An 18,091-nucleotide genomic window follows, 5' to 3' on the forward strand; every position below is an offset into this window, starting at 1 on the left:
GGCATCCCTTTTCTATTTATTTCATCTGCGGAAACGCAAACTCCGCCCCACTGCTGGCAGTATTCGGCCACCGCTGCATCACCGCCTTGTGCCGCGTATAGAACCGCACGCCTTCCGGTCCGTACGCGTGGTGGTCGCCGAACAGGCTGCGCTTCCAGCCGCCGAAGCTGTTGAAGGCCATCGGCACCGGCAGCGGCACGTTCACCCCCACCATCCCGACCTGGACCTGGCGCACGAATTCGCGTGCCACGCCGCCGTCGCGGGTGAAGACGGCGACGCCGTTGCCGTATTCGTTGGCGTTGATCAGTTCCAGGGCGCTGCCCACGTCGGGCAGGCGCACCACGCACAGCACCGGCCCGAAAATCTCTTCCTTGTAGATGCTCATCGACGGCTGCACGTGGTCGAACAGCGTGCCGCCGACAAAGAAGCCGTTCTCGCAGCCGGCCACCCGGTGGCCGCGGCCGTCGACGACGAGCCGGGCGCCCTGCTCCACGCCTTCGCCGATCAGCTTTTCTATGCGGCTCTTGGCGGCCGCGGTGACCACCGGCCCCATCTCGGCCCCCGGCGTCATGCCGTCGCCGATCTTGAGCGCGGCGGTGCGCTCGGCCAGGCTTGCCACCAGCCGGTCGCCGGCATCGCCGACCGCCACCGCGACCGAGATCGCCATGCAGCGCTCGCCGGCCGAGCCGTAGGCGGCGCCCATCAGCGCATCAACCGCCATCTCCATGTCGGCGTCCGGCATGACGACCATGTGGTTCTTGGCGCCGCCCAGGGCCTGCACGCGCTTGCCGGATGCGGTGCCACGCGCATAGATGTACTCGGCGATCGGCGTCGAGCCGACGAAGCTGAGCGCCTGCACGTCCGGGTGGTCCAGCAGCGCGTCGACCGCCGTTTTATCGCCCTGCACCACGTTGAACACGCCGTCCGGCAGCCCGGCTTCCTTCAGCAGGCGCGCATGCAGCAGCGACGGCGACGGATCGCGCTCGGACGGTTTCAGGACGAAGGTGTTGCCGCAGGCGATGGCCACCGGGAACATCCACATCGGCACCATCACCGGGAAGTTGAACGGCGTAATGCCGGCCACCACGCCGAGCGGCTGGCGCATCGACCAGGCGTCGATGCCGCGCGCGATCTGGTCGGTGAATTCGCCCTTGAGCATCTGCGGGATGCCGACCGCGAATTCGACCACCTCGATGCCGCGCGCCACCTCGCCCTGGGCGTCGGGGAAGGTCTTGCCGTGTTCGCGCACCACCATCGCCGCGAAGTCGTCGGTGTGCTGCTGGCACAGCTGCAGGTACTTGAAGAGCACGCGGGCGCGTGCCAGCGGCGGGGTCGCGGCCCAGGCCGGGAATGCCGCATTGGCTGCAGCCACGGCGGCATTGACGTCCTGACTATCGGCCAGCGCCACCCGCGCGCAGGGTTCGCCCCGCGCCGGGTTGTAGACGTCGGCAAAGCGCGCACTGCCGCCTTCCACGCCGCGTCCGTCGATGAAATGCCCGATCGTTTCCATGTTCATCCTCAGTCCAGGTTCTTGAGCACGTCGCGCAGCTTGCCGAACAGCTCGTCGATATGCGATTTTTCGAGTACCAGCGGCGGCGACAGCGCGATGATGTCGCCCGTCGTGCGGATCAGCACGCCGTCGGCGAAGGCCTTCTTGAACGCGGCATAGGCGCGCGCGCCGACCTTGCCGGGAATCGATTCCAGCTCGATGCCGGCCACCAGCCCGACCGTGCGGATGTCGATCACGTGCGGCAGGCCACGCAGGCTGTGCACCGCGTCTTCCCAGTACGGCTGCATCGATGCCGCGTGCTCCAGGATCTTCTCCTCCTTGAACACCTCGAGCGTGGCCAAACCGGCGGCGCAGGCCAGCGGATGGCCGGAATAGGTATAGCCGTGGAACAGCTCGATGCCGGCCGGCGCGTCCATGAAGGCGTCGTGGATGAACTGTTTCGAGAACACCGCGCCCATCGGCACGGTGCCGTTGGTGATGCCCTTCGCCGTGGTCATCATGTCCGGCTCGACATCGAAATAGTCGGCCGCGAACGGCGTGGTCAGGCGCCCGAAGCCGGTGATGACCTCGTCGAAAATCAGCAGGATGCCGTACTTGTCGCAGAGTTCGCGCAGGCGCTTCAGGTAGCCCTTGGGCGGCACCAGCACGCCGGTGGAGCCCGACACCGGCTCGATGATCACGGCGGCGATGGTCGACGGGTCGTGCAGCGCGACGATGCGTTCCAGCTCGTCCGCCAGTTCGACCCCGAAATCCGGCTCGCCGCGCGAGAATGCGTTCTTGAGCAGGTTGTGCGTGTGCGGCAGGTGGTCGACCCCGGGCAGCAGCGGGCCGAAGCTCTTGCGGTTGGGGCCGATGCCGCCCACCGACAATCCGCCGAAGCCGACGCCGTGGTAGCCGCGCTCGCGGCCGATCAGGCGGGTGCGTCCACCCTCGCCGCGCGCCTTGTGATAAGCCAGCGCAATCTTGAGCGCGGTATCGACCGCTTCCGAGCCGGAGTTGGTGTAGAACACATGGCCGAACTTGTGGTTGGTGTACTCCATCAGCCGTTCGGCCAGGTCGAAGGCGGCCGGGTGGCCCATCTGGAAGGTCGGCGCGAAGTCGAGCTGGCCGACCATTTCGCTGACCGCGGCGACGATCTTCGGCTGCCGGTGGCCCAGCGGCACGCACCACAGGCCGGCGGTGCCGTCCAGGATGATGTTGCCGTCGACGTCCTTGTAATACATCCCCTCGGCCGAGACCAGCAGGCGCGGGCTGGCCTTGAAGTCGCGGTTGTTGGTGAATGGCATCCAGAAAGCCCCCATGGACTCTGGTCTGGTCTCGTTCATTACGACTCCCCTCTCCGTTATCGCCAAAAAGATTTACCAGTTGGCAAAATCATGATGCAATAATAGTCAGCAGTACCACGGCGGCACATATACACAACCGGCGAAAAGTGGCCAACCGTACAGGCAGCATAACCAGTACAGTTGCCGGGGGGCGCACCCCGTTCGCACCGATGGAGTGGCGATGGACAGTACGACGGCAGGCGCAGCAAAAACAGGCGACGCAGCAGCAGGCGGTGCAGCGGCGGGCGACAGCGGCAAGGCCGACTGGCCGATCCTCGCCATCGACCGCCAGCGGCGCGGCAGCCTGGTCGACCAGATCGTGGCCGCCATCGCCGACATGGTCAACCGGCGCGAGCTGCGCGCCGGCACCAAGATGCCCTCGGTTCGACAATTCGCAAAGTCGAACGGCGTCAGCACCTTCACGGTCGTCGAATCCTACGACCGCCTGCTGCATCTGGGACTCCTGTCCTCGCGCCGCGGTTCCGGCTTTTTCGTGGCGCGCGGCGGTCCGGATGCGCCGCAGCAACCGGTGCTGGTGCCGGCCGGTGCGGCGGCCGTGGATGCCCTCACCTCCGACCTGTATTCCGGGCAGTCGGATGCGCTGCCGGTCGGCGCCGGCTGGCTGCCGCCCGAGTGGTACGGCGAATCGACGCTGCTCGATGCCGTACGCCACGCGATGAAGATCCCGGCCGGGCGCCTGCGCGGCTACGGCCACCCGCTCGGCTTTCCGGCGCTGCGCCAGCACATGGCCGGTACCCTGTCCGACGAGCTGTTCGCGCTCGAGCCCGAGCAGGTCCTGCTGACCCACGGCGCCACCCACGCCTTCGACCTGATATTACGCACCCTCACCCGCCCCGGCGACGTCGTGTTCGTCGAGGATCCCGGCTACAGCAACCTGCTGGCGCTGGTGCGCCACCACGGCTGCGTCGCGGTCGGCATCCCGCGTGGGCCGAACGGCCTCGACATGGAAGCGCTGGCCAGGCAGGCGGCGGCAACGCAACCGAAGCTTATGTTCGTCAACACCGTGCTGCAGAATCCGCTCGGCACCTCGCTGTCGCAGGCGCAGGCGCACCGCCTGCTGGGCCTGGCCGAGCAATTCGATTTCTGGCTGGTCGAGGACGACATCTACCGCGAACTGGCGGCGCGCGGCGACGCTTCTCTGGCGGCGATGGACGGGTTGCGGCGCGTGATCCGCATCGGCAGTTTTTCGAAAACCCTGTCGCCGGTGCTGCGGGTGGGCTCGATCTGCGCGTCCGGCTCCCTCATCCCGGAGCTGGTGCGCGTAAAAATGCTGGCCGGGCTGACCACGTCCGAGATCAACGAGCGCGCCGTGCTCGACGCCATCAGCAGCCGCGCCTACCGCAAGCTGGTCGAGCGCCTGGTGCTGCAGCTGGACGGTGCGCGCGAACGGGCGCTGGAGCGGCTGCAGGAGGCCGGCCTGGTGCCGCTGGCGCGTCCGCGTGGCGGGCTGTTCGTCAGCGCCGGGCTGCCGGGCGCACGGTGCAGCGGGCGTGCCATCGCCGAGAAAGCGCTGCGCGCCGGCATCCTGCTGGCCCCGGGCGAGTTCTTCAGCCTGACTCAGCCCGGCCAGGCCTGGTTCCGCTTCAACGTCGCCTACGCCGCCGAACCACTGCTGCTCGATTTCCTGCGGTCGCAGTCTTGAAGGAGAAAAGCCCCATGCACACCAGCGCCAGCCCGCGCCTGCTCAACCGCGACAAGGTGGAAAGAACGATCCTGCTCGAAGCCGTGCGCCTGTTCGCCGAATGCGGTTTCGAGGGCACCTCGATCGCCACCGTGGCCGAGCGCGCCGGCCTGTCCAAGCAGAACCTGATGTACTACTTCCCGACCAAGCAGGCGCTCTACCAGCGCGTGCTCGACAACGTGCTGGACGACTGGCTGGCGCGCATGGCCAGCCTGGCCGACGGCGACAAGGACCCGGGCGGCGTCCTGCGCGCCTATGTGGCGGCCAAGCTGCGCTTCTCGCGCGAGCAGCCGCTGGCCTCGCGCGTGTATGCGCTGGAAGTGATCGGCGGCGCCAAGCTGTACGGCGAGCAGATCCGGCGCCGCGTGGTGCCGCTGCTGCGCGCCGACATCGCCGTGTTCGAGCGCTGGATCGGCGAAGGGAAAATCGCGCCGGTGAACGCGACACACCTACTGTTCGCGGTCTGGGCCATGACGCAATCGTATGCCGACTTCTCGGCCCAGATGGCGCTGGTGCTCGACCGCGACGCCCTGAAGCAGCAGGATTTCGACGATGGCGCCGAGCTCATCACCACCATGGTGCTGGCGGCCGTCGGCCTCAACCAACCTCAGGAGCAACCGTGCCCCAGCTGACCCCGACCGTCCTGAAGACCGAACGCCTGCTGCTGCGCTGGCTGGACGAAGGCGATACCGACGCCCATTTCGCCGTGTTCTCCGATCCGGAAGTGACGCGCTACTGGAGCGGTTCCCCATGGACCGAGCGCGAACAGGCCGTCAAGGGCATCGCCGACACCCTGGCCAACTATGCCGACGGCAGCGGGCTGCGCTTCGGCATCGTGCTGGCCGCCAGCGGCGAATTGATCGGCAACGCCACGCTGCACCACTTCTTCGAGCAGAACCGCCGCTGCGAGATGGGCTACGCCCTGGGCAGCCTCCACTGGGGACAAGGCTATGCCTCCGAAGCCCTGCGCGCGCTGATCGGCTACGGCTTCCGCGAGCTCGACCTGAACCGGATCGAAGCCGACGTCGATCCGCAGAACGCCGGGTCGATGCGGGTGCTGGAAAAGCTCGGCTTCAGGAAGGAAGGCTATATGCCGGAGCGCTGGATCGTGCATGGCGAAATGGCCGATACCGTGAATTACGGGCTGTTGCGGCGCTACTGGGATGCGCAATCCCTTGAAAGCTGAGTGTATCTTTTGTAACCAGGTATTGCTGGCGTAGGATGACTCTCACTGGCACACGTCCGGCGGTCCGATGACTTCGACACGTGAGGCCGCTATTCTGAATCAACACGACGCCCATTGCCGCCGCGTTGGCGGCGATGTGGCCCATTTCAGAATAGCAAGACCAAGGAGAATATCATGCGTAAACAAATCATTACCGCCGCCATGCTTGCCGCCGTGTCCACTCTCGCTTTCGCCCAGACCACCTCGGCCGGCCAGAGCGGCGCCGCAACCGGTTCGGCCGCCGGCAACGCGTCCCTGGGTTCTTCGTCGATGGGCAGCACCTCGATGGGCACCGGCGTGGGCGGCGCGCAGACCGGCACGATCGGCCTGACGCCATCCGCCGGCGGCATGGCCGGCCAGGCGACCGGCAGCAGCGCCACTACCCCGGTACCGGGCACCACGAGCACGCCGTCGGCGCTGCCGAACACCGGCTCGGCCCAGCAATCGGGCAGCCTGGGTTCGAGCGCCACGGGTTCGATGTCCTCGGGCAGCTCGCTGAACAACGGCACCGGCTCGATGTCGTCCGGTTCGACCCTGCATAAGGGCAGCAGTGCCACCGGCACCAGCCGCAGCAGCTCGCAGCGCACCACGCTGCCGAACGGCACCGGCGTCGGCACCAACGGCGGCGTGGTCGGCGGTTCGGCGACCGGCACCGGTACCGCTACCGGCGGCATGAGCAGCAGCGGCGTGCAGCGCTAATCGTCAGCACGAAAGCGTAAGACACGTCGTCCCCGCGAAAGCGGGGACGACCTGGTGTTTGCCCGTTCTGCTTTTTGATAGTGCTCCTCGTGAGCGCTGATTACTTCAGCCCCGCCTGCTGCAACCCCGGCACAAACTCCGCCCCCTGCTTGACCTGGGCGGTCGACGCCTGCAAGGCCGTGCCGATCGCTTCCGCACGCCCGCCCAGGCAAGGCGCCAGGAAGTTCTCGGCGACCGCATTGAAGGCGATGCTGTTGACCGGCCGTGCAAAGCCATGTCCCTCGTCCGGGAACACGACATAGGTCACCGGAATCTTCTTCGCATTCATCGCCGCCACGATCTGGTCGGACTCGCGCACGTTCACGCGCGGGTCGTTGGCGCCCTGGCCGATCAGCAGCGGCCGCGCGATCCTGTCGGCGAAGTTCAGCGGCGAGCGCGCCTTCAGCATCGCGCGGCCGGCCTCGGTGGTCGGGTCGCCCATGCGCTTGTAGAACTGCTGCTTGAAGGATTCCCAGTACGGCGGGATGGTTTCCAGCAGCGTGAACAGGTTGGACGGGCCGACGATGTCGACGCCGCAGGCGAAGGTGGTCGGGGTGAAGGTCATGCCGGCCAGCGTCGCATAGCCGCCGTAGGAACCGCCCATGATCGCGACCTTGTCGCGCGTGGTGATGCCGTTTTTCACCGCCCAGTCGACCGCATCGAGCAGGTCGTCGTGCATCTTGCGGCCCCATTCCAGGTCGCCCTTCGAAATGAAACCCTTGCCGAAGCCGGTCGAGCCGCGGAAGTTCACCGACAGCACCGCATAGCCGCGGTTGGCCAGCCACTGGTGGTAGCTGTTGTAGCCGTAGCCGTCACGGCCCCACGGTCCGCCGTGCACCAGCAGCACCATCGGCACGGGACGCGCTGCCCTGGCGCTGCCGCCGCCATCGGCGCTGGCATCGACACCCTTCGGCAGCGACAGGTAGGACACCAGCGTCAGGCCGTCGCGCGACTTGATTTCCTGCGGATGCATCGCCACCAGCGGCGCGCCTTCGAGTTCCGGACGCATGGTGAACAGCTTGGTCAGGCGCTTGCCCTTGCGCTCGTACAGCCAGGTCGAGGCCGGCGCCGTGACCGGGTCAGCCGCCACGATCCACTTGTCGTCGGCATCGCTGCGCGCCATCACCGAAAACTCGGCTTTCAGCTTGTCCTTCAGCGTCTTCAGGTCGCCTGCCAGCGCATCGCCGACCGGGATGTATTCGCTCTTGAGGTAGTCGAGTTCATAGGCCTGCAGGCGCCCGGTGCGCACGTCGAACAGGGCCGAGCCGATGTCGGCACGCGCATCCTGGGCCACCACCTTGGCAACGCCTTCGGCGACGTCCTGCGCCATCAGCGCCGCGGTGTCGCGCCCGCGCGCGTCGGCCCAGTACAGGGTCTTGCCGTCGACCGTAAAACCGAGCGGCATGGTGGTCAGTGCATCGTCGAGGCCGACCTGCACGAAAGGCGTGGCCTCGGCCTTGCCCTTGGCCACCCGGAAGTAATCGGTGCCGCCGTCGCTGCGCGACTTGGCCAGCAGGCGCAGGTTCAGCTGCTCGTCGGCGACGAAGCTGGCGTAGCCGTCGTTCTTGTAGACCAGGGTCAGCTCGCCGCTTCGCACGTTCAGGCTGTACAGGTCATGCCAGCGCGCGTCGCGGTTGTTGATGCCGATGAGGATGCGGTCCTTCACCTGGCGGCTGACGTTGACCAGTTCCACGCGCGTCTTTTCGAACGGCGTGTACAGCGTCTGTTTGCCACTTGCGACGTCGACGCCATACAGCAGGAAGTTCTCGTCGCCGCCCTTGTCGTTGATGAACAGCAGCGACTTCGAATCCGGCGACCAGAACGCGGTGCGGATCGGCCGCGTCTTTTCGGCCGTCAGCGGGCGCGCCTCATCGGGCTTGTCGAAGGGCGCGACCCAGACGTTCAGCACGCCGTCGCGCGGCGCGATCCAGGACAGCCACTTGCCGTCGGGGCTGATGCGGCCGGCGGTGCGGGTCGGGTTGCCGAACAGCTTGGCGCGCTCAATCAGCGGGGTCTCGGCTGCAGGTTTGGCGGGCGCCTGGGCGAAGGCGGCTGGGAGGAAACTGACTGCGAACGATGCGACCAGGATGGAACGGAGCATGTTGACCTCGCGGCAGGGATGATCATGAATACTAGCGACATCGTTGATCGACGTAAACATATGCATTGATGATTATTCAACAGTCACGACGCGTGGGTGCACTCATGCCGCGCCTGCGCTTCACGGATGCACACTGGACATACCGCCAAAGCTCACTCTGATATGACTGCTTATCCAGCTGCACAACCACTCATCCTGCATTTGGCGCAGTCCGTCGGAAGAGACTAGTCCGTTCGGCGCCAAGGATTTACAGTGATCCCATCGACACAGGAGGATCACATGAACAAAGCTCCCTTCCGCAGACTCGGCGCCACCCTGAAAGGCGCCGCCCACGACATCGCCGTCATGCCCTGGCCGACCCTGCTGGTGTACTGCATCGCCCTGGCGATCATCCTGACGCTGCTGGTCAGCATCCTGCCGCTGGCATTGTTCCTGTTCGCCGCCTTCATGGCCATCAAACTGGTGGTCGTCGCCTTCGTCGTCCATACCCGCCGCGGCCGCCGCGAGCACTACGAACTCTGATAGCCAAGACTGCCATGCGAGCCAGCCAGATCAACCACGTCCTCGACTTTCTGCGCCAAGCCATCAATGAAGCCAGCAAGTGGTGGTGGCGCTTCTTCGACTGGGTGGCGGTGGTCGAATGGCGGCGCCTGTTCCTGACCTGGTTCGTGGTGCTGATGTGCTTCGGCGTACTGAACACGCCGCAGCCGGCGGTCTGGTACATCTTCATTTCCTTCGCCGTGAAAGTGCTGGCGGGCGGCAAGCGAAAAGCCGAGCTGGTGGCGCGCGATGCGACCCTGCAGGCCAACGTCGCCACGCTCGAGCGGCGCCTGATGGAAGCGCAAATGGCGGCGCTGCAGGCCCAGGTCGAGCCGCACTTCCTGTTCAACACGCTGGCGCTGATCGGCCAGCTGATCGAGACCGACGCCAGGGAAGCGGCGCGCGTGCATGCCCACCTGATCGACTACCTGCGCTCGACCCTGCCGCAGATGCGCGCGCGCGACGGCGGCACCCTCGGCAAGCAGGTCGAGCTGTCGCGCGCCTACCTCGCCATCATGCAGGCGCGCATGAAGGAACGCCTCGGCATCAAGTTCGAGGTGCCGCTGTTCCTGCACAGCGCGCCCTTCCCGCCGATGATGCTGCAGACCCTGATCGAAAACAGTATCAAGCACGGCCTGGAACCGAAGATCGAAGGCGGCACCGTCACCGTGCGCGCCCAGGTGGTGGGGTCGACGCTGCAGGTCGAGGTGTGCGACGATGGCGTCGGCATCGATCCGCATGCGGACGACGGCGTCGGCCTGGCGAATATCCGCGAACGGCTGCAGCTGCTGTATGGCGCGCAGGCCGAACTGGCGATCGCCACCCCGCCCGGCGGCGGCGCCTGCGCCACGATCCGCCTGCCCTACAAGATGATGATGGAGGATGCATGAGCAATCCGGTCACCGCCCTGATCGCCGACGACGAAGCGCCGATGCGCGACCTGCTGCGCGCACGCCTGCACGCCGTCTGGCCGGAACTGCAGATCGTGGCCGAAGCCGCCAACGGCGTGCAGGCCGTGGAGCTCGGCAGCCAGCACAAGCCCGACATCGCCTTCCTCGACATCCGCATGCCCGGCCTGTCCGGCATCGAGGCGGCGCGCCAGCTCTACACCCACTCGCACATCGTGTTCGCCACCGCCTACGACCAGTACGCGCTGGACGCCTTCCAGCAAGGGGCGCTCGACTACCTGCTCAAGCCGGTGTCGGCGGACCGCCTGGCGACCACCTGCGCGCGCCTGCGCACGCGGCTGGAGACGCGCCGCGGTGCCAGTCGGGAACCACAAGCTCCGGAGATCGGCCAGCAACTGGCCCGGCTGACGGCGCTGCTGGAAAACAAGGGGCAAGCCAAGCCGAAGAGCGGCTACCTGCGCTGGATCCAGGCCCAGGTCGGCGCCAGCCTGCGCATGGTGAGCACGCGCGAAGTGCTGTTCTTCCAGGCCGACGACAAGTACACGCGGGTGCAGACCGCCACCTCGGAATTCCTGATCCGGAAGACGCTGAAGGAGTTATTGGACGAGCTCGACCCGGACGAATTCTGGCGTATCCACCGCTCGACCCTGGTGCGGGTCGATGCCATCGCCGAAGTGTCGCGCGACGTGCGCGGGCGCCAGATGCTGCGGCTGAAGAATTTCGACGGCGAGCAACTTGAAGTGAGCCGCAACCACAGCTACCTGTTCCAACAGATGTGAAGCGCGCCGGGTGCTGGTAGCATGAGGCCATCCATCCACATCGACAGGAGCCGCCATGCCATCCATCGTCGTACCCTGCCTGCGCTACCGCGACACGCCCGCCGCCATTAATTGGCTGTGCGAGGTCTTCGGTTTCGAATGCCAGCTCGCCATCCCCGGCACCGGCGATGCCGTCGCCCATGCGCAATTGACGCTGGGCGAAGGCATGATCATGCTGGGGTCGGTCAACGACGAAGGCGAATACGGCCGCCTGCTGGCCCAGCCCGACGAGATCGGCGGCCGCGAGACCCAGACCGTCTACCTCCAGGTCGACGATGCCGACCGCGTGTGCGAGCGCGCGCGCAATGCCGGCGCCACCATCCTGCAGGAGCCGGCCGATACCGAGTTCGGCACGCGCGGCTTCCTGTGCCGCGATCCCGAGGGGCATGTCTGGAATATCGGGACCTACAACCCCTGGGATACGGACGCGCTCTTCAAATAAGCGCTTTTACGGGCTTCGTTCGTTAGCCGAAAAGACCCTCGTCCGAGCCGTCGCCATCAAAGAAGCCGCCGCTGCCTTCGTCGGCGCCGCTGTCGAACAGACTCTGCCCGCCGCCGTCACCGCCGCCGAGCGACTGGTCGACGTCGCCCAGGCCGGCCTGGTCGGCCAGGCCGCTGCCCGACTGGTCGCTGAACAGGTTGTTACTGGTATCGTCGCTGTTCAGCAGGTGATTCGCCCCGCCACCGCTCTCATGGTGGCCGAACATGTTTTCCAGGCCCTGGAACAGGAAGCCGCCGGCTGCGACGCCGGCCGCGGTGGCCGCGATCGAGCCGAGCGTGCCGCCGAAGCCGCCACGCAGGAAACCGCCCTGCGGCGGTTGCTGGTATTGCGGCTGATACTGGGGCTGGTATTGCGGCTGGTATGGGTCACGCTGGTACTGCTGCCCCCCGTTCGGATAGGAGGCCGGACGGGAACCGCCGCTGTTGCCCCACTCGTTGGCGTCCAGGAAGCGGCCGTCGCGATCTTGCTGGCCAGAACGCTGACGGTTTACCTGGCTTTCCAGCTCGGCGATCTGGGTCTTGGCATTCTTCAGCGCGGTTTCCACCAGCAGTGCGCGCTGCACCAGCAGGTAAGCGGCGTCGGGCTGCTGGGCGACCGCGCGCTGGATGATGGCGTCGGCTTCGGGATCTTTCTGGATGCCCCGCGCCTGGATCAGCTGGGACAGGAAATCGTGCAACATCTGTGATTCTTGCGGGCTCATGGCATGGCCTCCTCATTAATATCCGGATAAGAGTTATGTTGAGGGCATGATCAGGATTTCAAGGCCAGCCGCATGCGCAACAGTTCAGGTTCCATCAAAAAACCCTGCTTTTCGGCCGGCTCGCCGCCGTGCACGGTCGCCACCGACACGATTTCGAAGCTGTCGAGCAACATCGTCATCGCCACCTTGATTTCCAGCATCGCCAGATACCGGCCGGGACAGGTGCGCGGCCCACCGCCGAAGGGCATCGACACCTTCTTGTCGATGCGCTCGTCGAGCCAGCGCTGCGGGTCGAATTGGGCCGCGTTGGCGACCCGGGCTTCGTCGACGCTGCTGCTGCGCATCACGCACCAGACCAGCGTGCCCTGCCCGATCTGCACGTCGCCGACCGTGGTATCGGCCAGCGCCTCGAACGGCAGGAAGGCGGCGGGCGGCTTCAGGCGCAGCGCTTCGCTGGCGCAGGCCTCGATGAAATCGAGGCTGTCCATCTGCTCGATCGTCAGGGCGTCCAGGTCCGGGGCCACGGCCTGCACTTCCGCGCGCGCCCGCGCCTGCACCTGCGGGTGGGTGTGCAGCAGCCAGATCAGCCAGGCCAGGCTGTTGGAAGTGGTGTCCTCGCCGGCCAGCAGCGTGGTCAGGACGTTGCCCGCGACCTCGCGTGCGCTGACGCCGCTGCCGGCCTGCGCGGCGGCGGCCAGCATCGCTTCCAGCATGTTGCGCGGCTGTTCGGCCCGCGACGGGTCGGCGCGCATGCGCTCGCGGGCGCGTTCGACCAGTTCCGCCGCCGCGCTGCGCACCATCGCCACGCTGCGCTCCAGCCGGTAGTCGCGCGGCAGTTTCAGGTAGCGCCAGTAGGGAAACGGCGCCAGGGTGCGCCGCGCCACCGCCGGCAGGATGGCGTCGAGATTGCGCTGGATGGCGTTGTCGCCGGTTTCGATGGTGTTGACGTCGGTGCCGAAGGCGAGGCCGGCGATGATGTCGATGGTGTACAGGCGCAGCTCGGCGCCGAGGTCGAGGGCGCGTCCGGCCCGTGCCGCCGCTGCCCAGCGCCGCTGCAGGCGCCGCGCCACCTGCACCAGCGATGGAAAATAGGCTTTGACGGCGTGCGGCGCAAAGGCTTGCATGACCATGCGGCGCTGGTTGCGCCAGTCGCTGCCTTCGGCTTCGAACAGCCCGTCGATGCCGCCCAGCTCCTCGGCCACCCGGGCGGTGGCGCTGGGACGGCGGAAGGTGGCGGGCCGCTCGCGCAGCACCTGGGCGATCAGCGTGTGGTCGGCCACCACCAGCATCGGTGTGCGGCCCAGCGCCACCCGGAACAGCGGGCCGTATGCGCGCGCCCAGTGTTCCATGTCCTGGTGCAGGCGCGCGCGGTGCAGCTGGTGCAGGTTGCCCAGCAGCGGCAGCGGACGCGGTCCCGGCAGGTCTGCCAGGCGGCGGCAGGGCCTGGCCAGCGCATCGACGTGGTCTTGCATGGGCATCTCCAGCGAGTGGGATGCCGCTAGTCTAGCAATAAATACAACGGGTAAATACGCGGCTGCCACGCGGGCAGCCTCTACGCTCGACTAGTTTACTTTTGCGATCGACTTCTGCCGAATCACTTTTGCAGATCACGGCCGCCGAAGGCGTTCGGCAGCTGGGCGGCGGCGGTGGTTTCCATCAGGTCGCCCTTCAGGTTGGTCAGCACGACCGGCAGGTCGTTGCCGCCCAGTTCCAGCACCACCTGGCGGCAGGCGCCGCACGGGGCGATCGGGCCTTCGGTGTCGCCGATCACGGCCAGCGCCGTGAAGTCGCCCGGCTGGTAGCCGTGGGCGATGGCCGAGAAGAAGGCGGTGCGCTCGGCGCAGTTGCACAGGCCGTAGGAAGCGTTTTCGACGTTACAGCCGCGGAAGATGCGGCCGTCCCGGCATGCGAGGGCGGCGCCGACCTTGAAGTTGGAGTATGGGGTGTAGGCAAGGTCGCGGGCGGCGCGGGCTTCTTCGATCAGTTTTTGGTAGTTCATGAGTTATCCTAAACGTCGCCCCTGCGAAGGCAGGGGTCCAATTTTGCATGCGTTTCGACAGCACCCAAAACTTGGACCGCTGCCTTCGCAGGGGCGACGCAGTGGTTATTCGAGCGTGAGGGTTGCTACGGACGGATCGTTTTATAGATCATCGGCTGCGCCGCCGGCTTGTCGAGCGCAATGCGATACGCCGCCTGCACCTCGCGCACCGCGCGCTCGGCCGCATCCTGCGTGCGCGCATGCACCAGCGCCAGCGGCTGGCCGGCTTCGATCTTGTCGCCCAGCTCCACCAGCCCGGTCAGGCCGACCGCATAGTCGATCGGATCCTGCGGACGCACGCGGCCGCCGCCCAGGCCGACCACGGCCAGGCCCAGGCTGCGGCAATCGGTCGACGCGGCATAACCCGTTTCGAGCGCCGGCACCGGCACCACGATCGGCGCCCTGGCCAGGTAGGCGTCCGGATTCTCCATCAGGTCGGCCGGGCCGCCCAGTGCGCTCACCATGCGCGCGAAGCGCTCGGCGGCTTCGCCGGCGTCCAGCGCGCGCTGCAGCTTGGCCAGCGCTTCCCCGGTGCCGGCGGCCAGGCCCGAGATCACCAGCATCTCGGCGCACAGCGCCATCGTCACTTCGTGCAGGCGTGCCGGACGCGACTTGCCGGTCAGGTAGTCGATCGCGACGCGTACTTCGACCGCGTTGCCGGCCGCCGGGCACAGCGACTCGTTCATGCCGGTCAGGATCGCCGAGGTGCGCGTGCCGGCACCGTTGCCGACCTGGACGATCGACTCGGCCAGCTCCACCGATTTCTCGTAGGTCGGCATGAAGGCGCCGCTGCCGGCCTTGACGTCCATGACCAGCGCGTCGAGGCCCGCCGCCAGCTTCTTCGACAGGATCGAGCCGGTGATCATCGCCACCGATTCCACGGTCGCCGTGGTGTCGCGGATGCTGTAGAAGCGCTTGTCGGCCGGCGCCAGCTGGGCGGTCTGGCCGATGATGGCAACGCCGACTTCCTTCACCACTTTCTTGAACAGCTCGGGGTCGGGGACGGTCGAGTAACCCGGGATCGAATCGAATTTGTCCAGCGTGCCGCCGGTGTGGCCCAAGCCGCGGCCCGAGATCATCGGCACGAAGCCGCCGCAGGCTGCGATCATCGGACCCAGCATCAGCGAGACCACGTCGCCGACGCCGCCGGTCGAGTGCTTGTCGACGACCGGCCCCGGCAGGTTCAGCGACTTCCACTCCATGACCTGGCCGGAATCGCGCATCGCCAGCGTGAAGGCGACGCGTTCGTCCATGTTCATGTCGTTGAAGTAGACGGCCATGGCGAGGGCCGCGATCTGGCCTTCGGTGACGTCACCGTTGGGGATGCCGCGCACGAAGAACTGGATTTCTTCCTTGGTGAGCGTGCCGCCGTCGCGCTTTTTGCGGACGATTTCTTGGGGTAAAAACATGATCTTGCTCGCTTCAGTGTTATCGCTTAAAACGTCATTCCCGCGGAGGCGGGAATCCAAGTTCTGCTAGCGTAACGCAAACAAAATTGGATTCCCGCCTCCGCGGGAATGACGGTTTTGAGGGTGCGGGTGCTGTCGACGTATCGACAGTGCCCACCCAGTCATACCTTTAGACGCCGTATGGGATCCAGATATTCTTCACCTGGCTCGCATGCTGCAACACCGCACGTCCGCAAGCCTGCTTGGCATCGAACCAGTCGCGGCCCTTGGCGCCGCCGACCCAGGTGCGCTTCAGCGATTCCGACGACAGGCGCTCGACTTCGGCGCAGCCCTCTTCCGAACCGTCGTGGCGCCACACGGCATCGACGTCGAAGTGCGTCGCCAGCGTGCGCGCCAGTTCGTCGCTCGATCCGGTGACGATGTTCAGCGCGCCGCCCGGCAGGTCGGAGGTGTCCAGCACCTGGTACAGGTCCAGCGCCGACAGCGGATACGCCTCGGAAGGCACCGCCACCACGCGGTTGCCCAGCGCCAGCGCCGGTGCCACCAGCGAGATGAAGCCCAGCAGCGGGTTCTCGTTCGGGCAGACGATGCCGATCACGCCGACCGGTTCGTTCAGGGCGACGGCGATGCCGTGCATCGGCGGCTGGTGCGCCAGGCCGTCGTACTTGTCGGCCCAAGCAGCCCAGTAGAACAGGCGCTCGATCGAGGCCTGCACTTCGCGCTCGGCGTTCTTGCTGCCGGTCTGCGCGGCGATGCGGGCGACGAATTCGTCGGCGCGCGCGGCCAGGTTCTCGGCAATGTAGTACAGCACCTGGGCGCGGTTGTGCGCGGTGGCCTTGGCCCAGCCGGACGCCTTGTGCGCTGCCTCGACGGCATTGCGGATGTCCTTGCGGCTGCCCTCGCCCACGTCGGCCAGGAAGCTGCCGTTGGCGCCATTGACCGCGCGGCTGTAGCCGCTGTCCGGGCGTGCCTGCTTGCCGCCGATGTAGAGCTTGGCGGTGCGGTCGATCTGGAACGGGTTGGCGCTGCCATTGCCGGCTTCGACCGGTTTGGACTTGGCCTTGTCGGCGCGGCCCTTGTCGGCCAGCAGCGGTGCTGCCGGACGTGCATCTTCGGCGCGCAGCGTCAGGTACTCGTACATGCCTTCCTTGCCGCCTTCGCGGCCGAAGCCCGATTCCTTGTAGCCGCCGAAGCCGCAGGCCGCGTCGAACTGGTTGGCGCTGTTGATCCAGACCACGCCGGCCTTGATCTGCGGCGCCACGTCCAGCGCCAGGCTGATCGACTCGGTCCAGACGCAGGCGGCCAGGCCGTACACGGTGTTGTTGGCCAGCTGGACCGCTTCGCCCGGGGTGCGGAAGCTCGAGGCCACCAGCACCGGCCCGAAGATCTCGGTCTGGGCCACAGTGGCAGTGGTCGAGGCGCCGGTGATCAGGGTCGGCAGGTACCACGAGCCGGCGGCCGGGGTTGCATGGGCCGGCTGCCAGACTTCGCAGCCCTCGGCGCGCGCCGATTCCACCAGGCCGTGAATGCGCTGCTGCTGCACCGGATCGACCAGGGCGCCGATGTCGGTGGACTTGTCCAGCGGCGAGCCGACGCGCAGGGTCTGCATGCGCGCCTTCACCTTGGCGATGAAGCGCGGGTAAACCGATTCCTGCACCAGCAGGCGCGAGCCGGCGCAGCAGACCTGGCCCTGGTTGAACCAGATCGAATCGACCAGGCCTTCGACGGCCGCGTCCAGGTCGGCGTTGTCGAACACGATGAACGGCGATTTGCCGCCCAGTTCCAGCGACAGCTTCTTGCCGCTGCCGGCAGTCGCCTTGCGGATCAAACGGCCGACTTCGGTCGAGCCGGTGAAGGCGATCTTGCTGATGGTCGGGTGCTTGACGATGGCTTCGCCCACGCGGCCGTCGCCGGTGACGACGTTGAACACGCCCGGCGGCACGCCGGCCATCTGGCACATCTCGGCGAACAGCAGCGTGGTGAGCGAGGTGTACTCGGCCGGCTTGAACACGATGGTGTTGCCGGCGGCCAGGGCCGGAGCCACTTTCCAGGCCAGCATCAGGAGCGGGAAGTTCCACGGCACGATCTGGCCGACCACGCCGACGGCGCGGTAATCGGCGAATTCTTCCGCCTGCAGCTGGGCCCAGCCGGCATGGTGGTAGAAGTGGCGCGCGGCCAGCGGGATGTCGGCGTCGCGCGTTTCGCGGATGGTCTTGCCGTTGTCCAGGGTCTCGAGCACCGCGAACAGGCGCGCATGCTTTTGCAGCAGGCGGGCCAGCGTGTACAGCACGGTGGCGCGGCCATGGCCGCCCATGGCAACCCAGGCCGGATGGGCGCTGCGCGCCGCTTCCACGGCGCGCTCGACGTCTTCATTGGTCGCCTGCGTCACCTGCGCCAGCTCGCTGCCGTCGGCCGGGTTGAAGGTGCCGAAGGTCTCGGCAGGTTCGGTCCACTTGTTGTCGATGAACAGGCCGAAACGGCGGCCATGCTGGTCCAGCCACGCTTGCGCTTCCTTGGTGCTCTCTGGAGCAGGACCGTAATCCATAGTTTGCAGAATCTCTTTAATTGTTGGCAT

Annotated in this window: 16 protein-coding genes; 8 read left to right on the forward strand and 8 right to left on the reverse strand. The window is 66.7% G+C overall.

What is annotated here, in order from left to right; all coding sequences use genetic code 11:
- Window positions 1-16: 16 nt before the first annotated feature.
- Together FBX97_RS26185 and FBX97_RS26190 are read right to left on the reverse strand one after the other, a co-directional pair.
- On the reverse strand, window positions 17-1,510 hold the full coding sequence (locus FBX97_RS26185; RefSeq protein ID WP_141838959.1) for a CoA-acylating methylmalonate-semialdehyde dehydrogenase: 1,494 nt from the start codon (window positions 1,508-1,510) through the stop codon (window positions 17-19).
- 8 nt (window positions 1,511-1,518) lie between these two features.
- Window positions 1,519-2,835, reverse strand: a complete 1,317-nt coding sequence (locus tag FBX97_RS26190; protein WP_141838313.1) for an aspartate aminotransferase family protein — start codon at window positions 2,833-2,835, stop codon at window positions 1,519-1,521.
- 181 nt (window positions 2,836-3,016) lie between these two features.
- On the opposite strand from FBX97_RS26190, the gene FBX97_RS26195 reads away from it, so the two are divergent.
- From FBX97_RS26195 to FBX97_RS26210, 4 genes are all read left to right on the forward strand, one after another.
- On the forward strand, window positions 3,017-4,498 hold the full coding sequence (locus tag FBX97_RS26195) for a PLP-dependent aminotransferase family protein (protein ID WP_141838315.1): 1,482 nt from the start codon (window positions 3,017-3,019) through the stop codon (window positions 4,496-4,498).
- A gap of 14 nt (window positions 4,499-4,512) precedes the next feature.
- A complete protein-coding gene (locus FBX97_RS26200) occupies window positions 4,513-5,169 on the forward strand; it encodes a TetR/AcrR family transcriptional regulator (protein ID WP_141838317.1) in 657 nt (218 codons plus the stop codon).
- On the forward strand, window positions 5,157-5,723 hold the full coding sequence (locus FBX97_RS26205; protein WP_141838319.1) for a GNAT family N-acetyltransferase: 567 nt from the start codon (window positions 5,157-5,159) through the stop codon (window positions 5,721-5,723). Before FBX97_RS26200 ends, FBX97_RS26205 begins: the two co-directional genes overlap by 13 nt.
- 174 nt (window positions 5,724-5,897) lie before the next feature.
- Window positions 5,898-6,461: a hypothetical protein gene (locus tag FBX97_RS26210; protein WP_141838321.1), complete on the forward strand. Its 564-nt coding sequence runs from the start codon at window positions 5,898-5,900 to the stop codon at window positions 6,459-6,461.
- A gap of 100 nt (window positions 6,462-6,561) precedes the next feature.
- Here FBX97_RS26210 and FBX97_RS26215 read toward each other — a convergent pair whose 3' ends face one another.
- Window positions 6,562-8,601, reverse strand: a complete 2,040-nt coding sequence (locus FBX97_RS26215; RefSeq protein ID WP_141838323.1) for a S9 family peptidase — start codon at window positions 8,599-8,601, stop codon at window positions 6,562-6,564.
- 279 nt (window positions 8,602-8,880) lie between these two features.
- On the opposite strand from FBX97_RS26215, the gene FBX97_RS26220 reads away from it, so the two are divergent.
- Genes FBX97_RS26220 through FBX97_RS26235 form a run of 4 tightly spaced genes read left to right on the forward strand, consistent with a single transcriptional unit; the run spans window position 8,881 to window position 11,309 of the window.
- A complete protein-coding gene (locus tag FBX97_RS26220; protein ID WP_141838325.1) occupies window positions 8,881-9,123 on the forward strand; it encodes a hypothetical protein in 243 nt (80 codons plus the stop codon).
- A 14-nt stretch (window positions 9,124-9,137) separates the two neighbouring features.
- On the forward strand, window positions 9,138-10,031 hold the full coding sequence (locus tag FBX97_RS26225; RefSeq protein ID WP_141838327.1) for a sensor histidine kinase: 894 nt from the start codon (window positions 9,138-9,140) through the stop codon (window positions 10,029-10,031).
- Entirely contained in the window at window positions 10,028-10,828 is an 801-nt protein-coding gene (locus tag FBX97_RS26230) for a LytTR family DNA-binding domain-containing protein (RefSeq protein ID WP_141838331.1), read from the forward strand. Before FBX97_RS26225 ends, FBX97_RS26230 begins: the two co-directional genes overlap by 4 nt.
- A 55-nt stretch (window positions 10,829-10,883) precedes the next feature.
- Entirely contained in the window at window positions 10,884-11,309 is a 426-nt protein-coding gene (locus tag FBX97_RS26235; RefSeq protein WP_141838333.1) for a VOC family protein, read from the forward strand.
- 22 nt (window positions 11,310-11,331) lie between these two features.
- Here the strand turns inward: FBX97_RS26235 and FBX97_RS26240 are convergent, their stop codons facing one another.
- The 5 genes from FBX97_RS26240 to FBX97_RS26260 form a co-directional block, all read right to left on the reverse strand.
- Window positions 11,332-12,069 carry a DUF2076 family protein gene (locus FBX97_RS26240; RefSeq protein WP_141838336.1) on the reverse strand — a complete coding sequence of 246 codons (738 nt, stop codon included), beginning with the start codon at window positions 12,067-12,069 and terminating at the stop codon, window positions 11,332-11,334.
- A 50-nt stretch (window positions 12,070-12,119) separates the two neighbouring features.
- Window positions 12,120-13,541 carry a cytochrome P450 gene (locus tag FBX97_RS26245; RefSeq protein ID WP_141838338.1) on the reverse strand — a complete coding sequence of 474 codons (1,422 nt, stop codon included), beginning with the start codon at window positions 13,539-13,541 and terminating at the stop codon, window positions 12,120-12,122.
- Window positions 13,542-13,663: 122 nt separating this feature from the next.
- Window positions 13,664-14,068 carry a cytidine deaminase gene (locus FBX97_RS26250; protein WP_141838340.1) on the reverse strand — a complete coding sequence of 135 codons (405 nt, stop codon included), beginning with the start codon at window positions 14,066-14,068 and terminating at the stop codon, window positions 13,664-13,666.
- A 125-nt stretch (window positions 14,069-14,193) separates the two neighbouring features.
- The gene (gene deoA, locus FBX97_RS26255) at window positions 14,194-15,516 is read right to left on the reverse strand and encodes a thymidine phosphorylase (protein WP_141838342.1); all 1,323 of its coding nucleotides are present in this window, start codon (window positions 15,514-15,516) and stop codon (window positions 14,194-14,196) included.
- Window positions 15,517-15,685: 169 nt separating this feature from the next.
- Window positions 15,686-18,091 carry an aldehyde dehydrogenase family protein gene (locus FBX97_RS26260; protein WP_370457369.1) on the reverse strand — a complete coding sequence of 802 codons (2,406 nt, stop codon included), beginning with the start codon at window positions 18,089-18,091 and terminating at the stop codon, window positions 15,686-15,688.

Origin of the sequence: Herbaspirillum sp. SJZ107 (genome assembly GCF_006715485.1) — a bacterium.
Classification (GTDB): Bacteria; Pseudomonadota; Gammaproteobacteria; order Burkholderiales; family Burkholderiaceae_D; genus Telluria.

What these genes read in the sequence shown, in the direction of transcription:
- FBX97_RS26185 (WP_141838959.1), bottom strand. Translation starts at nt 1,510, where the DNA reads ATGGAAACGATCGGGCATTTCATCGACGGACGCGGCGTGGAAGGCGGC.
- FBX97_RS26190 (WP_141838313.1), bottom strand. Translation starts at nt 2,835, where the DNA reads ATGAACGAGACCAGACCAGAGTCCATGGGGGCTTTCTGGATGCCATTC.
- FBX97_RS26195 (WP_141838315.1), top strand. Translation starts at nt 3,017, where the DNA reads ATGGACAGTACGACGGCAGGCGCAGCAAAAACAGGCGACGCAGCAGCA.
- FBX97_RS26200 (WP_141838317.1), top strand. Translation starts at nt 4,513, where the DNA reads ATGCACACCAGCGCCAGCCCGCGCCTGCTCAACCGCGACAAGGTGGAA.
- FBX97_RS26210 (WP_141838321.1), top strand. Translation starts at nt 5,898, where the DNA reads ATGCGTAAACAAATCATTACCGCCGCCATGCTTGCCGCCGTGTCCACT.
- FBX97_RS26215 (WP_141838323.1), bottom strand. Translation starts at nt 8,601, where the DNA reads ATGCTCCGTTCCATCCTGGTCGCATCGTTCGCAGTCAGTTTCCTCCCA.
- FBX97_RS26220 (WP_141838325.1), top strand. Translation starts at nt 8,881, where the DNA reads ATGAACAAAGCTCCCTTCCGCAGACTCGGCGCCACCCTGAAAGGCGCC.
- FBX97_RS26225 (WP_141838327.1), top strand. Translation starts at nt 9,138, where the DNA reads ATGCGAGCCAGCCAGATCAACCACGTCCTCGACTTTCTGCGCCAAGCC.
- FBX97_RS26230 (WP_141838331.1), top strand. Translation starts at nt 10,028, where the DNA reads ATGAGCAATCCGGTCACCGCCCTGATCGCCGACGACGAAGCGCCGATG.
- FBX97_RS26235 (WP_141838333.1), top strand. Translation starts at nt 10,884, where the DNA reads ATGCCATCCATCGTCGTACCCTGCCTGCGCTACCGCGACACGCCCGCC.
- FBX97_RS26240 (WP_141838336.1), bottom strand. Translation starts at nt 12,069, where the DNA reads ATGAGCCCGCAAGAATCACAGATGTTGCACGATTTCCTGTCCCAGCTG.
- FBX97_RS26245 (WP_141838338.1), bottom strand. Translation starts at nt 13,541, where the DNA reads ATGCAAGACCACGTCGATGCGCTGGCCAGGCCCTGCCGCCGCCTGGCA.
- FBX97_RS26250 (WP_141838340.1), bottom strand. Translation starts at nt 14,068, where the DNA reads ATGAACTACCAAAAACTGATCGAAGAAGCCCGCGCCGCCCGCGACCTT.
- deoA (WP_141838342.1), bottom strand. Translation starts at nt 15,516, where the DNA reads ATGTTTTTACCCCAAGAAATCGTCCGCAAAAAGCGCGACGGCGGCACG.
- FBX97_RS26260 (WP_370457369.1), bottom strand. Translation starts at nt 18,091, where the DNA reads ATGCCAACAATTAAAGAGATTCTGCAAACTATGGATTACGGTCCTGCT.